Genomic DNA, 18,227 nt, shown 5'->3' with positions numbered 1-18,227 from the left:
AATTGTCGCAGCGCTGCAAGCCCAAGTGACCGTTCAGTCGTTAAGCTGCCCTGTCGATGGGTTCCCGTAAAGGCACAGCCACCTGGCAGTCGCTTTTGCAGGTACCCAACGCTTCTGTCTTGCCACGGGTTGGCTATGGTTGATCCGTACAAGGCGCATGTACGCGACGCTTCACCTATAACAAAGCCCAAGCGGAGTACCACAGATGGCGTTCTTCACCGCAGCCAGCAAAGCCGACTTCCAGCATCAACTGCAAGCGGCCCTGGCGCAGCACATCAACGAACAGTCCCTGCCACAAGTGGCACTGTTCGCTGAACAGTTCTTCGGCATCATCTCTCTGGACGAACTCACTCAGCGCAGGCTGTCGGACCTGGCCGGCTGCACGCTGTCCGCCTGGCGCATCATCGAGCGCTTCGACGCCGCGCACCCGCAGGTGCGGGTCTACAACCCCGATTACGAACGCCACGGCTGGCAGTCCACGCACACCGTGGTCGAGGTACTGCACCACGACCTGCCATTCCTGGTCGACTCGGTGCGCACCGAGCTCAACCGCCGCGGCTACAGCATCCACACCCTGCAGACCACCGTGCTCAGCGTGCGCCGCGGCGCCAAGGGCGAGCTGGTCGAGCTGCTGCCCAAGGGCACCCTGGGCGAGGGCGTCAACCATGAATCGCTGATGTACCTGGAGATCGACCGCTGCTCCAATACCGCCGAGCTCAACACCCTGACCATGGAGCTGGAGCAGGTGCTGGCCGAGGTGCGCGGCGTGGTCGCCGACTTCGAGCCGATGAAAGCCAAGATCCGCGAGCTGCTGGAACTGGTGGAGCAGAACGCCTTCGGCCCCGCGCAGAACGACAAGGCTGAGGTGAAAAGCTTCCTGTCGTGGCTGCTGGACAACCATTTCACCTTCCTCGGCTATGAGGAGTTCACCGTCGAGTCCGACGCCGACGGCGGCCACCTGGTCTACGACGACGCTTCGTTCCTGGGCCTGGCCCGCCTGCTGCGCGCCGGTCTTGGCGCCGACGACCTGCGCATCGAGGACTACGCCGTCGCCTACCTGCGCGAACCGCGCCTGCTGTCGTTCGCCAAAGCCTCGCAGCCGAGCCGCGTGCATCGTCCGGCCTACCCGGATTACGTGTCGATCCGCCAGATCGACCAGGACGGCAAGGTCGTCAAGGAATGCCGCTTCATGGGCCTGTACACCTCGTCGGTGTACGGCGAGAGCGTGCACACCATCCCCTACATCCGCGGCAAGGTCGCTGAAGTCGAGCGCCGTTCGCACTTCGATCCGAAAGCGCACCTGGGCAAGGAACTGGCCCAGGTCCTCGAAGTGCTGCCCCGCGACGACCTGTTCCAGACCCCGGTGGACGAGCTGTTCAGCACCGCCATGTCGATCGTGCAGATCCAGGAACGCAACAAGATCCGCGTGTTCCTGCGCAAGGATCCGTACGGCCGCTTCTGCTACTGCCTGGCCTACGTACCGCGCGAGATCTACTCCACCGAGGTGCGGCAGAAGATCCAGCAGGTGCTGATGGAGCGCCTGAAAGCCACCGACTGCGAGTTCTGGACCTTCTTCTCCGAGTCTGTGCTGGCCCGCGTGCAGTTGATCCTGCGGGTCGACCCGAAGAACCGCATCGAGATCGACCCGCAGCAACTGGAGAACGAAGTGATCCAGGCCTGCCGTTCGTGGCAGGACGACTTCTCGGCGCTGGTGGTGGAAAACTTTGGCGAAGCCCACGGCACCAACATCCTCGCCGACTTCCCGAAAGGCTTCCCGGCCGGCTACCGCGAGCGCTTCGCCGCGCATTCGGCGGTGGTCGACATGCAACATGTGCTGAACCTGTCCGAGGCCAAGCCGCTGGCCATGAGCTTCTACCAGCCGCTGACCCAGCTCGGTGAGCGCACGCTGCACTGCAAGCTCTACCACGCCGATACGCCGCTGGCACTGTCGGACGTGCTGCCGATTCTGGAAAACCTCGGCCTGCGCGTGCTCGGCGAATTCCCTTACCGCCTGCGCCACGCCAGCGGCCGCGAGTTCTGGATCCACGACTTTGCCTTCACCTACAGCGAAGGCCTCAACCTCGACATCCAGCAGCTCAACGACACCTTCCAGGACGCCTTCGTCCATATCGTCAAGGGCGACGCCGAGAACGACGCGTTCAACCGCCTGGTGCTGACCGCCGGCCTGCCGTGGCGCGACGTCGCGCTGCTGCGGGCCTACGCCCGTTACCTCAAGCAGATTCGCCTGGGCTTCGACCTGGGCTACATCGCCAGCACCCTGAACAACCACACCGATATCGCCCGCGAGCTGACCCGGTTGTTCAAGACCCGCTTCTACCTGGCGCGCAAGCTCACCAACGAAGACCTCGACGACAAGCAGCAGCGCCTGGAACAGGCCATCCTCACCGCCCTGGATGACGTGCAGGTGCTCAACGAGGACCGCATCCTGCGTCGCTACCTGGACCTGATCAAGGCGACCCTGCGCACCAACTTCTACCAGCCGGACGCCAACGGGCAGAACAAGTCGTACTTCAGCTTCAAGTTCAACCCCAAGCTGATCCCCGAGCTACCCAAGCCGGTGCCGAAGTTCGAGATCTTCGTCTATTCGCCACGGGTCGAGGGCGTGCACCTGCGCTTCGGCAACGTCGCCCGCGGCGGCCTGCGCTGGTCGGACCGCGAGGAAGACTTCCGCACCGAGGTGCTCGGCCTGGTCAAGGCCCAGCAGGTGAAGAACTCGGTGATCGTGCCGGTCGGCGCCAAGGGCGGCTTCCTGCCGCGTCGCCTGCCGCTGGGCGGCAGCCGTGACGAGATCGCCGCCGAAGGCGTGGCGTGCTACCGCATCTTCATCTCGGGCCTGCTCGACATCACCGACAACCTCAAGGACGGTGGCGTGGTGCCGCCGGCCAACGTGGTGCGCCACGATGACGACGATCCGTACCTGGTGGTGGCGGCGGACAAGGGCACCGCGACCTTCTCCGACATCGCCAACGGCATCGCCATCGACTACGGCTTCTGGCTGGGTGATGCGTTCGCCTCGGGCGGCTCGGCCGGCTATGACCACAAGAAGATGGGTATCACCGCCCGTGGCGCGTGGGTGGGCGTGCAGCGCCACTTCCGCGAGCGCGGCATCAACGTGCAGGAAGACCCGATCACCGTGGTCGGTGTCGGCGACATGGCCGGCGACGTGTTCGGCAACGGCCTGCTGATGTCCGACAAGCTGCAACTGGTGGCGGCGTTCAACCACCTGCACATCTTCATCGACCCGAATCCGGACCCGGCCACCAGCTTCGCCGAGCGCAAGCGCCTGTTCGACCTGCCGCGTTCGGCCTGGAGCGACTACGACACCGGCATCATGTCCGAAGGCGGCGGGATCTTCCCGCGCAGCGCCAAGAGCATCGCCATCAGCCCGCAGATGAAGGAACGCTTCGCCATCGAGGCCGACCGCCTGACCCCGACCGAACTGCTGCATGCACTGCTGCAGGCGCCGGTGGACTTGCTGTGGAACGGCGGTATCGGCACCTACGTCAAGGCCAGTACGGAAAGCCACGCCGATGTTGGCGACAAGGCCAACGACGCCCTGCGCGTCAACGGCAACGAGCTGCGCTGCAAGGTGGTGGGCGAGGGCGGCAACCTGGGCATGACCCAGCTCGGCCGTGTCGAGTTCGGTCTCAATGGCGGCGCCACCAACACCGACTTCATCGACAACGCCGGTGGCGTCGACTGCTCCGACCACGAGGTCAACATCAAGATCCTGCTCAACGAAGTGGTGCAGGGTGGCGACATGACCGAGAAGCAGCGCAACCAGCTGCTGGGCAGCATGACCGACGAAGTCGCCGGGCTGGTGCTGGGCAACAACTACAAGCAGACGCAAGCGCTGTCGCTGGCGGCCCGCCGTGCCCGCGAGCGCATCGCCGAGTACAAGCGCCTGATGGCTGACCTGGAAGCACGTGGCAAGCTGGACCGCGCCATCGAGTTCCTGCCCAGCGAGGAACAGTTGGCCGAACGCCTGGCGGCCGGGCAGGGCCTGACCCGCGCAGAGCTGTCGGTGCTGATCTCGTACAGCAAGATCGACCTCAAGGAGCAACTGCTCAAGTCGCTGGTGCCGGACGACGACTACCTGACCCGCGACATGGAGACCGCGTTCCCGCCGTCGCTGGTCAGCAAGTTCGCCGACTCCATGCGTCGCCACCGCCTGAAGCGCGAGATCGTCAGCACCCAGATCGCCAACGACCTGGTCAACAACATGGGCATCACCTTCGTGCAGCGCCTGAAGGAGTCCACCGGCATGAGCCCGGCCAACGTGGCGGGCGCCTACGTGATCGTGCGCGACATCTTCCACCTGCCGCACTGGTTCCGCCAGATCGAGGCCCTGGACTACCAAGTCCCGGCCGAGATTCAGCTGACCCTGATGGACGAACTGATGCGTCTGGGCCGTCGGGCCACCCGCTGGTTCCTGCGCAGCCGCCGCAACGAGCAGGATGCCGGGCGTGATGTGGCTCACTTCGGGCCGAAGATCGCCCAGTTGGGGCTGAAACTCGACGAACTGCTGGAGGGGCCGACCCGCGAGCGCTGGATGAACCGCTACCAGGGCTTCGTCGACGCCGGGGTACCGGAGTTGTTGGCGCGCATGGTCGCTGGCACCACGCACCTGTACACCCTGCTGCCGATCATCGAGGCCTCGGATGTCACCGGGCACGATCCGGCGCAGGTGGCCAAGGCGTTCTTCGCGGTGGGCAGCTCGCTGGACCTGACCTGGTACCTGCAGGAGATCAGCAACCTGCCGGTGGAGAACAACTGGCAGGCCCTGGCCCGCGAGGCGTTCCGCGACGACATCGACCTGCAGCAGCGGGCGATCACCATCTCCGTGCTGCAGATGGCCGACGCGCCGGAAGACATGGACGCCCGCGTGGCCCTGTGGTGCGAGCAGCACCGGGTGATGGTCGAGCGCTGGCGCGCCATGCTCGACGACCTGCGCAACGCCACCGGCACCGACTATGCGATGTACGCGGTGGCCAACCGTGAGCTGGTCGACCTGGCGCTGAGTGGTCAGGCGGCGGTGATTCCGTCCTGAGCCTTGCGCTGAAGTGAAAAAAAGCCCCGGCAGCGATGCCGGGGCTTTTTTTGTGCGGGTGTCGGCGGTGCCGGAGGGGTCAGTTGAAGAAGGCCGCCAGGCGGGCAGTCCAGACATGGGTGGCCTTGCGGCTCATCGGGAACTTGAGCAACGGCTGGTTGGGGTCGGCCACGGTCAGCTCGAGGGCGAAGTCCTTGAGCCGTACCGTGCGCTCGAAGGTCGGGGCGCTCATGCCGTTGGCATTGATCTGGCGAGTCCCGCCGCCCATTTCCATGCTTTCCGACTCGCGCCAGGTCACCTGCCAGCTGATGACCCAGGAATAATCGTGGATGCGGTAGCTGTCGTCGATCAACGAGCAGACCGCCACTTTGCGGTTCTGCGGATCGAATACCAGGAAGCCCGGCGATGGATAACCGAGCAGGTGCCCGGCATCGAGCGCGAGCCCTTCGCTGGCGTTGATCCGGGCCACCAGCGCCTTGCTTTGCACCTGCAATTTGGCCAGGAACCTGAAGGACACCGCGAAGATCGCTGCTGCGATCAGCAGTGCCAGCATGGTCCCGCTGGTCAGCAGTTGCCAGAGCGAAGCATGCGGCATTTTCGCCGGGCCAACATCGAACAGCGCCAGCAGCATTGACAGGCCAAGGCCAGCAGTTGCCAAGCCGGAAAGGCCGGCCACCGGAATGGCCAGGCCTGCCAGGGCACCGACAGCGGCACCTTTCATCACACTCGACATGCAACACCTCCTTGTGAATTTTTCGCGGGCGATTCTAAAGCTGTGCGCCCGTCTGCGCCAGCCGCAGCTATGAGCTGCGCACGGCAGATTGGTTCCCCAGGGCGGCGCAGAAAACGCTATTCGTAGGTCGTCGGGGCCGTGAGGAAGTGGCTCTGCTTCCACAGGGCGATGGCGGGCTTACTTGAACCGCCGCTCCACCCCTTTCTCCACCAGGATCTTCGCCGAAATCTCCTCCACCGAAAAATGCGTGGAATTGATGTTGGGGATGTTCTCCCGACGGAACAGGTTCTCCACTTCGCGCACCTCGAACTCGCACTGGGCGAAGCTTGCGTAGCGGCTGTTGGGCTTGCGTTCGTGGCGGATCGCGGTCAGGCGGTCGGGGTCGATGGTCAGGCCGAACAGCTTGTTGTGGTGCTTCTTGAGCACCGCCGGGAGCTGCAGGCGCTCCATGTCGTCCTCGGTCAGCGGGTAGTTGGCCGCGCGGATGCCGAACTGCATGGCCATGTACAGGCAGGTCGGGGTCTTGCCGCAACGCGACACGCCCACCAGGATCAGGTCGGCCTTGTCGTAGTAGTGGGTACGCGCGCCGTCGTCGTTGTCCAGGGCGAAGTTCACCGCCTCGATGCGCTCCATGTAGTTGGAATTGCCGCCGATCGAGTGGGACTTGCCCACGGAATACGACGAATGGGCGGTCAATTCCTGCTCGAGCGGGGATAAAAACGTCGAGAAGATGTCGATCATGAAGCCATTGGAGGTGGCCATGACCTCACGGATGTCCTGGTTGACGATGGTGTCGAAAATGATCGGACGCACCCCGTCGCGCTCGGCCGCGGCGTTGATTTGCTGGACCATGGCCCGGGCCTTTTCCAGCGTGTCGATGTAGGGGCGCGTGAATTTATTGAACGGAATGCTCTCGAATTGTGCGAGCAGGCTCTGGCCCAGCGTTTCTGCAGTGATGCCGGTACCGTCGGAGATGAAGAACGCGGTTCGTTTCATTTGCACCTGGGGGCCTTAAGCTGCCGAAGATTTCTGGATATGATAGGTTCGGTTTGCCGAACGCGGTTGCACGGCATTCTCACTTATTTTCCAGGTCCAGGCCACAAGCGTCCGGCCCAGTCATTCAGGCAGGCGGGCGCCCTTGAGCTTTTCCAATACAGTTAGTGGAGAGATCACCTTGGTAGAGTACGTAGTTTCCCTCGATAAGCTCGGCGTCCATGATGTGGAGCATGTGGGGGGCAAGAACGCATCCCTGGGCGAGATGATCAGTAACCTCGCAGGTGCCGGTGTCTCGGTGCCGGGCGGCTTTGCCACTACGGCTCAGGCGTACCGCGATTTTCTCGAGCAAAGTGGCCTCAACGACCGCATCCATGCGGCGCTCGACGCGCTGGATGTCGACGATGTCAACGCCCTGGCCAAGACCGGGGCGCAGATTCGCCAGTGGGTGATGGAGGCCGATTTCCCGGCGCGTCTCGATTCGGAAATCCGAACCGCCTTCGCCGAAATGTCCCAGGGCAACGACAACATGGCCGTGGCCGTGCGCTCCTCGGCCACCGCCGAAGACTTGCCGGACGCCTCCTTCGCCGGCCAGCAGGAGACCTTCCTCAACATCCGTGGCGTCGACAACGTGATCCGCGCGGCCAAGGAAGTGTTCGCCTCGCTGTTCAACGACCGGGCCATTTCCTACCGCGTGCACCAGGGCTTCGACCACAAGTTGGTCGCCCTGTCCGCTGGCGTGCAACGCATGGTCCGCTCCGAGACCGGTACCGCGGGCGTGATGTTCACCCTGGACACCGAGTCGGGCTTCCGCGACGTGGTGTTCATCACCGGTGCCTATGGCCTGGGTGAAACCGTGGTCCAGGGTGCGGTAAACCCGGACGAGTTCTACGTGCACAAGAACACCTTGCAGGCCGGTCGCCCGGCGATCCTGCGCCGCAACCTGGGCAGCAAGGCGATCAAGATGGTCTATGGCGACGAAGCCAAGGCCGGTCGTTCGGTCAAGACCGTCGAGGTCGACCGCGCCGAGCGTGCGCGCTTCTGCCTGAGCGACGACGAAGTCAATGAACTGGCCAAGCAGGCCATGATCATCGAACAGCACTACCAGCGCCCGATGGACATCGAGTGGGCCAAGGACGGTGACGACGGCAAGCTGTACATCGTCCAGGCCCGTCCTGAAACGGTGAAAAGCCGCGCCAGCGCCAATGTCATGGAGCGCTACCTGCTGAAAGAGAAGGGCACCGTGCTGGTCGAAGGCCGTGCCATCGGCCAGCGCATCGGCGCCGGCAAAGTCCGCGTGATCAACGACGTGTCCGAGATGGACAAGGTCCAGCCAGGCGATGTGCTGGTCTCGGACATGACCGACCCTGACTGGGAGCCGGTGATGAAGCGCGCCAGCGCCATCGTCACCAACCGAGGCGGGCGTACCTGCCACGCGGCGATCATCGCCCGTGAACTGGGCATCCCGGCGGTGGTCGGCTGCGGTAACGCCACCCAGGTCCTGAAAGATGGCCAGGGCGTCACCGTCTCCTGTGCTGAAGGCGACACCGGCTTCATCTTCGAAGGTGAGCTGGGCTTCGACATCAAGCAGAACTCGGTCGACGCCATGCCGGAGCTGCCGTTCAAGATCATGATGAACGTCGGCAACCCGGACCGCGCCTTCGACTTCGCCCAGTTGCCCAATGCCGGTGTCGGCCTGGCGCGCCTGGAGTTCATCATCAACCGTATGATCGGCGTGCACCCCAAGGCGCTGCTCAACTACGCCGGCCTGCCGCCGGAGCTGAAAGAGAGCGTCGACAAGCGCATTGCCGGCTACAACGACCCGGTCGGCTTCTATGTCGAGAAGCTGGTCGAGGGCATCAGCACCCTGGCGGCGGCCTTCTACCCGAAAAAGGTCATCGTGCGCCTTTCGGACTTCAAGTCCAACGAATACGCCAACCTGATCGGCGGCAAGCTCTACGAGCCGGAAGAAGAAAATCCGATGCTGGGCTTCCGCGGTGCGTCGCGCTACATCAGCGAGTCGTTCCGTGACTGCTTCGAGCTCGAGTGCCGTGCGCTCAAGCGCGTGCGCAACGAGATGGGCCTGACCAACGTCGAGATCATGGTGCCGTTCGTGCGCACCTTGGGCGAGGCCAGCCAGGTCGTTGACCTGCTCGCCGAAAACGGCCTGGCCCGCGGCGACAACGGCCTGCGCGTGATCATGATGTGCGAGCTGCCGTCCAACGCCATCCTGGCCGAAGAGTTCCTCGAGTACTTCGACGGCTTCTCCATCGGCTCCAATGACCTGACCCAGCTCACCCTGGGCCTGGACCGCGATTCCGGCATCATCGCCCACCTGTTCGATGAGCGAAATCCTGCCGTGAAGAAGCTGCTGGCCAACGCCATCGCCGCGTGCAACAAGGCCGGCAAGTACATCGGCATCTGCGGCCAGGGCCCGTCGGACCACCCCGACCTGGCCAAGTGGTTGATGGAGCAGGGCATCGAAAGCGTGTCGCTGAACCCGGACTCGGTGCTTGAGACCTGGTTCTTCCTGGCCGAAGGCCAGGGCGCGGCCTGATGCGGTAACAGGGCGCCTGTTGCGCCCTGGTGTTAGTGCGTGGGAGCGGCGGTGCGCCGATGCGACTTGCCCCGCGATAGCGTCAGTGAAGACACCTCTGTAGTCTGCTCTGACGCCATCGTGGGCATGTTGCATCGGCGCACCGCCGCTCCCACGTTTCATGTCCAATGAATTTGTGAAGCCATGCAAAGCAGCAGCACCCAATTTCCCGTCGCGTTGCTCAGTGCCGAGCGCCGCGGCGACCTCAGCGAAGACGTTTACCGGATCAAGGCCGGCAACAGCCCGGATGCGAGCGTAGAGCTGGCCGTCACCCGCCTGGGCCTGGCCGATCAGGACCGCGTCCAGGGCATGCCGGTCATTCTCCTGCACGGAAGCTTCTCCAACCGGCGCTTCTGGTATTCGCCCAAGGGTATCGGCCTGGGCGCCTACCTGGCACGCGCCGGTTTCGATGTGTGGATCCCGGAGATGCGCGGCCACGGCCTGTCGCCGCGCAACCGCGACTGGCGGCAGAATCGCGTGGCCGACTATGCGCGCTACGACCTGCCGGTGATCGGCGCCTTCGTACATGAAAAAGCCGGGCAGGTTCCGCGCTGGATCGGCCACTCGCTGGGCGGCACCACGCTGGCGGCGGCGCTGGGCAGCGGCTATCTCGACACCGGCCTGGTGGCCAGTGCGGCGTTGTTTGGTACCCAGGTCAGCCGGGTTTATTGGCCGTTAAAAGTGCCACCGGTGGAGTGGGGCGCGCGCATGCTGCTCAAGCGCTTTGCGCAGATTTCCGGTTCGCGCCTCAAGCGGGGCCCGGAAGACGAACCCATCGGCCTGGCCCTGGAGAGCCTGCGCTGGAATGGCTTGTTCGGCCGCTTCGGCGACAAGGAGAAGGACTGGTGGGCGGGGCTGGCCGAAGTCGAGGTGCCGCTGCTGGCGGTGGCCGGGGCCGGCGACTTCCAGGATCCGCGTGTGGGCCTGCCGCAAGCTGTTCGAGCAGTTTGGCGGTGATGCCAGGCAGTTCCTGCGCCTGGGTCGGGAGGAGGGCTTCGAGGCCTTCGGGCATGTCGACATGCTGGTCAGCAAGGCGGCGCAGACGCAGGTGTGGCCGTTGGTGGAGCGCTGGCTGCGCGACCCCCTGGTGCCGGTGCATGCCTCGACGGTGGTGATGGAGCCTGTGGCTGCCAGTTGAACATCGGCCGGCGCGGCGACGGTTCAACTGACTACTCGGTCCCGGATGACTGCCGGCCCTCCCAAGGTGTAGCCTTGGCCGACACCCGCTTTCGTTGTGACTGACAGGAGTTTCCCATGCAGCATTACGTAACGCCCGACCTGTGCGACGCCTACCCGGACCTGGTCCAGGTGCTCGAACCCATGTTCAGCAACTTCGGCGGCCACGACTCATTCGGCGGCCAAATCGTCACCATCAAGTGCTTCGAAGACAATTCCCTGGTCAAGGAACAGGTCGAGCTCGACGGCAAGGGCAAGGTCCTGGTGGTCGACGGCGGCGGTTCGCTGCGCCGTGCGCTACTGGGCGACATGCTCGCGGAGAAGGCCGCGAAGAATGGCTGGGAAGGCCTGCTGATCTACGGCTGCGTGCGTGACGTGGACGTGCTGGCGCAGACCGATGTCGGTATCCAGGCCCTGGCCAGCCACCCGATGAAGACCGACAAGCGCGGCATTGGCGACCTCAACGTCGCGGTGACCTTTGCCGGCGTGACCTTCCGCCCGGGCGAATATGTATACGCCGATAACAACGGCGTGCTGGTCTCGCCAAGCCCGCTGAAGATGCCCGAGTGATCCGCCGCACACCCATGGAGCTTTGATGTTCGAGGAAGACAACGCGCAATGGGGCCTGGTGCATGCCCTGGTGCTCGATGGCAAGGGTGGCGCGCGTTCGATCGCCCGCACCGAGCTGGACGACCTGCAGTTGCTGCCCCAGGAGAGCTTGTGGCTGCACTGGGACCGCAGCCATCCGCAGACCCGCACCTGGTTGCTGCACGACAGCGGTCTGAGCGAGTTCGCCTGCGACCTGTTGCTTGAGGAGAACACCCGCCCGCGCCTGTTGCAGATGGCCGGCGAGCAGATGCTGCTGTTCCTGCGCGGGGTCAACCTCAACCCGGGTGCCGAACCCGAGGACATGGTTTCGGTACGTATCTTCGCCGAGGCGCGGCGGGTCATCTCGCTGCGTTTGCGGCCGCTGCGCGCCAGCGACGAGGTGCTCCAGCAGCTGGACGAGGGCAGGGGGCCGAAAACGGCTTCCGAACTGTTGTTGCTGATGGGCGAACTGCTGACCGAGAAGGTCCAGGCGCTCGTCAGCGACCTGTCCGAAGCGGTCGATCTGGAAGAGGAAAAGGCAGAATCCGACGAACGGTATTCTCCAGCCCAGGGCAGCCTGCAGCAGATCCGCCGTCGTGCCGCCGGCCTGCGCCGTTTCCTCGCTCCACAGCGCGATATCTATGCCCAGCTTTCGCGCAATAAATGCAGCTGGTTCGCCGACGCCGACGGGGATTACTGGAACGAGCTGAACAACAGCCTGATCCGCTACCTCGAGGAGCTGGAACTGGCCCGCGAGCGAGCCGCCCTGGTGCTGGAAAGCGAGGATCGGCGCCGCAGCGAGCGGATGAACCGGACCATGTACCGGTTTGGCATCATCACCTGCATCTTCCTGCCCATGAGCTTTATCACCGGATTGCTGGGCATCAACGTCGGCGGTATTCCCGGGGCGGAAAACCCCTACGGCTTCGCGCTCGCCTGCACCGTGGTGCTGGGGCTGGCGGCGGGGCAGTGGTGGTTGTTCCGTCGGCTGCGCTGGGTCTGAAATGAGGTATTTTGAAACATTCGTCCCAGTGGCAGGTGTGACCCATCGCTTGGCACCCACGTCTTTGACTGACATTGCGCGAGGTGCCCATGCACGATCCGTTTGAAGAATCCCTGCGCGACCTGCTCAAGGCGTCGCCGTCCGGCCAGGACCGTGACGACGCCGCGTGCCTGGGTCGCGTGCTCAAGACCGCCAACCGCCAGGTCGGCGCGGGCGATCTGTTCAGCCTGCTTGGCCGCTGGAGCCAGGCGCTGCTGATCGCCGTGAACAATGGCTCGGCGCATGTCGCGCCGGTGCGCCGCAACTCTACCCGCAACCCTGCCGCAGGCAGCCCTGCAGATAAGGCCGATTGAATATGGAACTCGATCTCTGGACCCAGAGCCTGGTCACCGCCATGACTGCCCTTTGGACCAAGGTGGCGAACTTCATCCCCAACCTGTTCGGCGCGCTGGTCGTGGTGCTGCTCGGTTTCGTCGTGGCCAAGCTGCTCGACACCTTGCTGTCGAAGGTGCTGGCCAAGTTCGGCCTGGACCGCCTGATGAGTGGTACCGGCCTGACCAAGATGCTCGCCCGGATTGGTATCCAGGTACCGATTTCGACGCTGATCGGCAAGATCGTCTATTGGTTCGTGCTGTTGATCTTCCTGGTTTCGGCGGCTGAATCGCTGGGCCTGGAGCGGGTCTCGGCGACCCTGGACATGCTGGCGCTGTACCTGCCCAAGGTATTCGGCGCGGCGCTGGTGATGCTGGCCGGCGTGCTGTTGGCGCAACTGGCCAACGGCCTTGTGCGCGGCGCCGCCGAGGGCATCGGCCTGGAGTACGCCGCTGGCGTCGGGCGTATCGTCCAGGGCCTCGTGATCATCATCAGTATTTCGGTGGCCATCAGCCAGCTGGAGGTCAAGACCGACCTGCTCAACCACGTGATCGTCATCGGGCTGATTACCGTTGGTCTGGCAATTGCCCTGGCGATGGGCCTGGGCAGCCGTGAAATTGCCGGACAGATCCTGGCCGGCATCTATGTGCGTGAGCTCTATCAGGTCGGCCAGCACGTGCGCATTGGCGAGGTCGAAGGGCACATCGAGGAGATCGGCACGGTCAAGACGACCCTGCTGACCGATGATGGCGAACTGGTGTCGTTGTCTAATCGCGAGCTGCTCGAGCAGCGCGTGAATAGCCGCTAACCGAACAAAAGCTGTTAATGTATGCCGCCGCAAAAATCGGCCCACGGGGCCGAGCGGCGACATTGACCTGACTGTCGGCCAGATCCGTTTTGAATAAAGTTCATTCGCCGCCCATGCGCTATGACCCCCGCGAGCTCACCGACGAGGAGTTGGTGGCGCGTTCGCATGAGGAGCTGTTTCATGTCACCCGCGCCTATGAGGAACTCATGCGGCGCTACCAGCGCACGCTGTTCAACGTCTGTGCGCGCTACCTGGGGAACGATCGGGATGCCGACGATGTCTGTCAGGAGGTGATGCTCAAGGTGCTCTACGGGTTGAAGAACTTCGAGGGCAAGTCCAAGTTCAAGACCTGGCTCTACAGCATCACCTACAACGAATGCATCACCCAGTACCGCAAGGAGCGTCGCAAGCGCCGGCTGATGGATGCGCTGAGCCTGGACCCTGTCGAAGAGGCGTCCGAGGACAAGGCACCGAAGCCGGAAGAAAAAGGCGGGCTGGATAAATGGCTGGTACATGTGAACCCGATCGACCGGGAAATCCTGGTGCTGCGCTTTGTCGCGGAGCTGGAATTCCAGGAGATCGCGGACATCATGCACATGGGCCTGAGCGCCACGAAAATGCGCTACAAGCGTGCGCTCGACAAGCTTAGAGAGAAATTTGCAGGCGTGGCTGAAACTTAGTGGCCTGCAAATACCTCTAACCAACCGGCAAGTTCTGCTAGACTTGCCGTCGAGTTGTCCCCCGGATGTTGGTGGGACTGCTTAACTATCACCAGATGGGGATTTAACGGATGAAATTGAAAAACACCTTGGGCTTGGCCATTGGCTCGCTCGTGGCCGTGACTTCGCTCGGCGCTCTGGCTCAAGGCCAAGGCGCAGTCGAAATCGAAGGTAACGTTACCAAGCAGTTCTACGACAGCGAACGTAACTTCAAGAACACCGGCACCAATCCAGGTGTTCGCCTCGGTTACTTCCTGACCGACGACGTCTCCCTGGACCTGGGCTACAACGAGACCCACAACGCTCGTGGTGAAGTCTTCAACAAAGACATCAAAGGCTCCAAGACCAAGCTCGACGCTACCTACCACTTCGGTACCGTAGGCGATGCACTGCGTCCGTACGTTTCCGCCGGTTTCGCTCACGAGAGCCTGGGCCAGGCCACTCGTAGCGGCCGTGACCACTCCACCTTCGCCAACGTTGGCGCTGGCGCCAAGTGGTACATCACCGACATGTTCTTCGCCCGTGCCGGCGTCGAAGCCATGTACAACATCGACAACGGCAACACCGAGTGGGGTCCGACCGTTGGTCTGGGTCTGAACTTCGGTGGCAGCGGTGGCCAGAAAGCCGCTCCTGCGCCTGCTCCAGTTGCCGAAGTCTGCTCCGACAGCGACAACGATGGCGTCTGCGACAACGTCGACAAGTGCCCTGACACCCCGGCCAACGTTACCGTTGACGCTGATGGCTGCCCGGCTGTTGCCGAAGTCGTTCGCGTTGAGCTGGACGTCAAGTTCGACTTCGACAAGTCGGTCGTCAAGCCAAACAGCTACGGCGACATCAAGAACCTGGCTGACTTCATGAAGCAGTACCCACAGACCACCACTACCGTGGAAGGTCACACTGACTCCGTCGGCCCAGACGCTTACAACCAGAAGCTGTCCGAGCGTCGTGCCAGCGCTGTCAAGCAGGTCCTGACCCAGCAGTACGGTGTTGAATCGAGCCGTGTTGACTCGGTTGGCTACGGTGAGACCCGTCCGGTCGCCGACAACGCCACCGAAGCTGGCCGCGCCGTCAACCGTCGCGTAGAAGCTCAGGTAGAAGCCCAGGCCAAGTAATTGGTTTGACGCTTCACGAAAAACCCGGCCTCGGCCGGGTTTTTCTTTGTCCGCGATTTTTTAGGGGCGATGGGGCGTGGATGGTCGCGTGCTCAGTGCTTGAGCAGAACCAGCAACAGCACCATGTTCAACAGCAGCGACAGCAAGCCAATCGTGCGCCATACCTTCAGTGGCTCACGCTCCAGCAGTGGCCGTGGTCGCTCGTCCAGTTCCTGGCGGTCCCCCCGCTCCAGCAACAGCAACCACTGTTCGGCGGTCTCGAAGCGTTGCGCCGGATCCGCCGCCACCGCCTGCAATAGGTTGTGCTGCAGCCACTCCGGCACATCCGGGCGGTAGCGCGCCGGGTTCACTGGCGTACCGAAGCGTAGCCGTTGGAACGCCTCGACTTCGCCGTAGGGGTAGTGGCCGGTGAGCAGCTGGTAAAGCGTGACGCCCACGGCATAGAGGTCCTGGCGCGGCGCAGGGGGCAGGCCGTCGTAGGCTTCCGGAGCAAGGAACGAAGGCGTGCCTGGCAAGGCGTGGGGCGGGTCTTCGGAAAGCCCCGGGCAGTACGCCAGCCCGAAGTCGAGCAGGCGCAACTGGCCATCTTCGCCCAAGTGAAGGTTTTCCGGCTTGATGTCACGGTGCAGCAGGTTGCGCCGGTGCAGTGCGCCGACAGCCTGCAGCAGCTGGCGCGCCATTTCCAGCCATTGCGCCAGGGGCAGCGGGCCGCCCGCCACGAGCAGGCTGGCGAGGGTCGTGCCCGGGTATTCGCGCATCAGGTAGTACAGGTGCTGGCGCTGGCTGGCCGGGTGCACTTCGGGGAAGTGGCGGCCGGCGACCCGGCGCAGGAACCACTCTTCCATGAGCAAGGTCTGGGCGGCCCCGGGCTCGTTGTCGCGGGCCGGGGGCAGGGTCTTGAGCAACCAGGGCCGGCCTTGCGGATCACGGGTGCGGTAGAGCAGCGCTTGCCTGCTCTGGGCGAGCAAACCGTCGACCTGCCAGCCATCGATCATCTGGCCTTCACGCAAAGCGGCTGGCAGCGGCCACTGCTTGAGCTGCGCCAGGGTGTCGCCCAGGTTGCTCGCGCCCAGCTGGTCGACTCGTACCAGCAAGGCGCTGGCATTGTCCTGGCTGCCGCAATGGTGGGCGCTGGCCACGAGGGTATCGGCGGCTTCCTGCAGGTCGCGGTGTTCGCGCACGATCGACTGGATATGCGCATCGCCCAGGCTGGCCCACACGCCGTCGCTGAGCAGCACGAAGCACTCGCCTTCGTGAAGATCGCCCTCCAGATAGTCCACCAACAACTGCTGGTCCAGCCCCAGCGCGCGCTTGAGCACGTGCTGCATGCCGGGCTGGTCCCACACATGGTCTTCACTCAGGCATTGCAGCTGGTCGTCCTGCCAGCGGTACACCCGGCAGTCGCCGACGTGGGCGAGGGTGAAGCGTCGCCCGCGCAGCACCAGGGCGCTGAGGGTGGTGAGCAGCGGCTGGCCATTGCCTTGGGCGCGCAGCCAGCGGTTTTGCGCCACCAGCAGACGGTCCAGGGCCTGGGCCACGCTCCAGGTGGCGGGCGTGGCGTAGTAGTCCAGGGCCAGGGCCTGCAAGCTGGCGCGCGCTGCCAGGCCGCCGTCGGCGCACTGGCTGACGCCGTCGGCCAGCGCGCACAGATAGCCCTTGCTGGCCGCGAGTTCCGGTACCGGGGTGACCAGGCGCAGGGCGTCCTGGTTTTCCGTGCGCGGGCCTGTGGCGCTGGCCTGGGCGAAGCTCAGTAGCAGGCTCATGGCGGCGCCTCAGACCCGCGCTGCGGTGACTGCGGCCGAGCCCCAGGTGGTGCGCCAGCGCTGCTTGACGCCATGCAGGCCGAACCAGGCCAGCAGGCCGAGGCTGGCGAACAGCCATAGGCCGAGCTGGTAATCGCCGGTGTGCTGCTTGATGGTGCCAAGGCCCGCAGCGAGGAGGAAGCCGCCGATGCCGCCGGCCATGCCGATCAGCCCGGTCATCACGCCGATCTCCTGGCGGAAGCGCTGCGGCACCAGCTGGAACACCGCGCCATTGCCCGCACCCAGCCCGAGCATGGCGCTGACGAACAACGCCAGGGCCGCCGCCGCGCTGGGCAGGTTGAAGCCCACCGCCGCGATGCACACGGCGGCCACGCTGTACATCGCCAGCAGGGTGCGGATGCCGCCGAAGCGGTCGGCCAGGGCGCCGCCGAGCGGGCGCATGAGACTGCCGGCGAACACACAGGCGGCGGTGTAGTAGCCGGCGGTCACCGGGCTCAGGCCGTACTGGTCGCTGAAATAGCCAGGCAGGGCGCTGGCCAGGCCGATGAAGCCGCCGAAGGTGACACTGTAGAAGAACATGAACCACCAGCTGTCGCGGTCGCCGAGGGCCTTGAGGTAGTCGGCCATGGCCTTGGGCTTGGGCCGTTGCGGGGCATTGCGGGCCAGCCAGGCGAACAGCACCAGGCTCAGCAGCAGCGGCAGCAGGGCAAAGCCGAACACATTGTTCCAGCCGAAGGCGGCGGCCAGCGCTGGAGCCAGCAGCGCTGCGAACACCGTGCCGGAGTTGCCGGCCCCGGCGATGCCCATGGCCTTGCCCTGGTGCTGCGGCGGATACCACTGCGAGGCCAGTGGCAGGGACACGGCGAACGAGGCCCCGGCAAAACCCAGGAACACACCCAGCAGCAAGGCGTGTTCGTAGCTGCGCACGCCCAGCTGCCAGGCACAGGCCAGGGCGACGATCACCACCACCTGGCCGATCAGCCCGGCGGTCTTGGGCGACAGGCGATCGACCAGCACGCCCATGGCAAAGCGCAGCAGCGCCCCGGCCAGGATCGGCGTGGCCACCATCAGGCCGCGTTGCTGTGCGGTCAGTTGCAGGTCGGCGGCAATCTGCACCGCCATCGGGCCGAGCAGGTACCAGACCATGAAACTCAGGTCGAAATACAAGAAGGCGGCGAACAGGGTGGGCACATGCCCGGATTTCCAGAAGCTCGTATTCATCGGACACCTCGTGGGGCGCACAACACAGGGCGGAAAACGAAAAGACGCCGCTGCCCGGTCCACGGATGAGTG

Annotated in this window: 12 protein-coding genes and 1 pseudogene; 9 read left to right on the top strand and 4 right to left on the bottom strand. The window is 64.2% G+C overall.

What is annotated here, in order from left to right; translation table 11 throughout:
• The first annotated feature begins 205 nt into the window (after positions 1-205).
• A complete protein-coding gene (locus ACZ9C1_RS10460) occupies positions 206-5,071 on the top strand; it encodes an NAD-glutamate dehydrogenase (RefSeq protein WP_277505123.1) in 4,866 nt (1,621 codons plus the stop codon).
• A 79-nt stretch (positions 5,072-5,150) separates the two neighbouring features.
• Here ACZ9C1_RS10460 and ACZ9C1_RS10455 read toward each other — a convergent pair whose 3' ends face one another.
• Together ACZ9C1_RS10455 and ppsR are read right to left on the bottom strand one after the other, a co-directional pair.
• The gene (locus tag ACZ9C1_RS10455; protein WP_277505121.1) at positions 5,151-5,804 is read right to left on the bottom strand and encodes a hypothetical protein; all 654 of its coding nucleotides are present in this window, start codon (positions 5,802-5,804) and stop codon (positions 5,151-5,153) included.
• Positions 5,805-5,981: 177 nt separating this feature from the next.
• A complete protein-coding gene (gene ppsR, locus ACZ9C1_RS10450) occupies positions 5,982-6,800 on the bottom strand; it encodes a posphoenolpyruvate synthetase regulatory kinase/phosphorylase PpsR (RefSeq protein ID WP_046854746.1) in 819 nt (272 codons plus the stop codon).
• A gap of 178 nt (positions 6,801-6,978) precedes the next feature.
• Here ppsR and ppsA point away from each other — a divergent pair, with 178 nt between their 5' ends.
• The 8 genes and pseudogenes from ppsA (at position 6,979) to ACZ9C1_RS10410 (ending at position 15,171) form a co-directional block, all read left to right on the top strand.
• On the top strand, positions 6,979-9,354 hold the full coding sequence (gene ppsA, locus ACZ9C1_RS10445) for a phosphoenolpyruvate synthase (protein WP_102682729.1): 2,376 nt from the start codon (positions 6,979-6,981) through the stop codon (positions 9,352-9,354).
• Positions 9,355-9,537: 183 nt separating this feature from the next.
• Positions 9,538-10,531 (top strand): annotated as a pseudogene (locus tag ACZ9C1_RS10440) (alpha/beta fold hydrolase).
• Between the two features lie 116 nt (positions 10,532-10,647).
• Positions 10,648-11,139 carry a ribonuclease E activity regulator RraA gene (gene rraA / locus ACZ9C1_RS10435; RefSeq protein WP_023630330.1) on the top strand — a complete coding sequence of 164 codons (492 nt, stop codon included), beginning with the start codon at positions 10,648-10,650 and terminating at the stop codon, positions 11,137-11,139.
• A 25-nt stretch (positions 11,140-11,164) separates the two neighbouring features.
• Positions 11,165-12,160, top strand: a complete 996-nt coding sequence (locus tag ACZ9C1_RS10430; RefSeq protein WP_277505115.1) for a zinc transporter ZntB — start codon at positions 11,165-11,167, stop codon at positions 12,158-12,160.
• An 89-nt stretch (positions 12,161-12,249) separates the two neighbouring features.
• Complete coding sequence (locus tag ACZ9C1_RS10425) at positions 12,250-12,513, top strand: hypothetical protein (protein WP_038706516.1); 264 nt, start codon at positions 12,250-12,252, stop codon at positions 12,511-12,513.
• A 2-nt stretch (positions 12,514-12,515) separates the two neighbouring features.
• Positions 12,516-13,340 carry a mechanosensitive ion channel family protein gene (locus ACZ9C1_RS10420; protein WP_023632140.1) on the top strand — a complete coding sequence of 275 codons (825 nt, stop codon included), beginning with the start codon at positions 12,516-12,518 and terminating at the stop codon, positions 13,338-13,340.
• 113 nt (positions 13,341-13,453) lie between these two features.
• The gene (gene sigX / locus ACZ9C1_RS10415; protein WP_046854750.1) at positions 13,454-14,020 is read left to right on the top strand and encodes an RNA polymerase sigma factor SigX; all 567 of its coding nucleotides are present in this window, start codon (positions 13,454-13,456) and stop codon (positions 14,018-14,020) included.
• A gap of 110 nt (positions 14,021-14,130) precedes the next feature.
• Entirely contained in the window at positions 14,131-15,171 is a 1,041-nt protein-coding gene (locus ACZ9C1_RS10410) for an OmpA family protein (protein WP_046854751.1), read from the top strand.
• 92 nt (positions 15,172-15,263) lie between these two features.
• On the opposite strand, the gene ACZ9C1_RS10405 is transcribed toward ACZ9C1_RS10410, so the two are convergent.
• Together ACZ9C1_RS10405 and ACZ9C1_RS10400 are read right to left on the bottom strand one after the other, a co-directional pair.
• On the bottom strand, positions 15,264-16,934 hold the full coding sequence (locus ACZ9C1_RS10405) for a bifunctional protein-serine/threonine kinase/phosphatase (RefSeq protein WP_476253956.1): 1,671 nt from the start codon (positions 16,932-16,934) through the stop codon (positions 15,264-15,266).
• A gap of 9 nt (positions 16,935-16,943) precedes the next feature.
• Positions 16,944-18,155: a nitrate/nitrite transporter gene (locus ACZ9C1_RS10400; protein WP_476253955.1), complete on the bottom strand. Its 1,212-nt coding sequence runs from the start codon at positions 18,153-18,155 to the stop codon at positions 16,944-16,946.
• Between the last annotated feature and the right edge of the window lie 72 nt (positions 18,156-18,227).

This window comes from Pseudomonas sp. TE21435, assembly GCF_056279265.1.
Note: the sequence above shows the minus strand (reverse complement) of the source record. Positions and strands in the feature narration are given on the sequence as shown.

What these genes read in the sequence shown, in the direction of transcription:
- ACZ9C1_RS10460 (WP_277505123.1), top strand. Translation starts at nt 206, where the DNA reads ATGGCGTTCTTCACCGCAGCCAGCAAAGCCGACTTCCAGCATCAACTG.
- ACZ9C1_RS10455 (WP_277505121.1), bottom strand. Translation starts at nt 5,804, where the DNA reads ATGTCGAGTGTGATGAAAGGTGCCGCTGTCGGTGCCCTGGCAGGCCTG.
- ppsR (WP_046854746.1), bottom strand. Translation starts at nt 6,800, where the DNA reads ATGAAACGAACCGCGTTCTTCATCTCCGACGGTACCGGCATCACTGCA.
- rraA (WP_023630330.1), top strand. Translation starts at nt 10,648, where the DNA reads ATGCAGCATTACGTAACGCCCGACCTGTGCGACGCCTACCCGGACCTG.
- ACZ9C1_RS10430 (WP_277505115.1), top strand. Translation starts at nt 11,165, where the DNA reads ATGTTCGAGGAAGACAACGCGCAATGGGGCCTGGTGCATGCCCTGGTG.
- ACZ9C1_RS10425 (WP_038706516.1), top strand. Translation starts at nt 12,250, where the DNA reads ATGCACGATCCGTTTGAAGAATCCCTGCGCGACCTGCTCAAGGCGTCG.
- ACZ9C1_RS10420 (WP_023632140.1), top strand. Translation starts at nt 12,516, where the DNA reads ATGGAACTCGATCTCTGGACCCAGAGCCTGGTCACCGCCATGACTGCC.
- sigX (WP_046854750.1), top strand. Translation starts at nt 13,454, where the DNA reads ATGCGCTATGACCCCCGCGAGCTCACCGACGAGGAGTTGGTGGCGCGT.
- ACZ9C1_RS10410 (WP_046854751.1), top strand. Translation starts at nt 14,131, where the DNA reads ATGAAATTGAAAAACACCTTGGGCTTGGCCATTGGCTCGCTCGTGGCC.
- ACZ9C1_RS10405 (WP_476253956.1), bottom strand. Translation starts at nt 16,934, where the DNA reads ATGAGCCTGCTACTGAGCTTCGCCCAGGCCAGCGCCACAGGCCCGCGC.
- ACZ9C1_RS10400 (WP_476253955.1), bottom strand. Translation starts at nt 18,155, where the DNA reads ATGAATACGAGCTTCTGGAAATCCGGGCATGTGCCCACCCTGTTCGCC.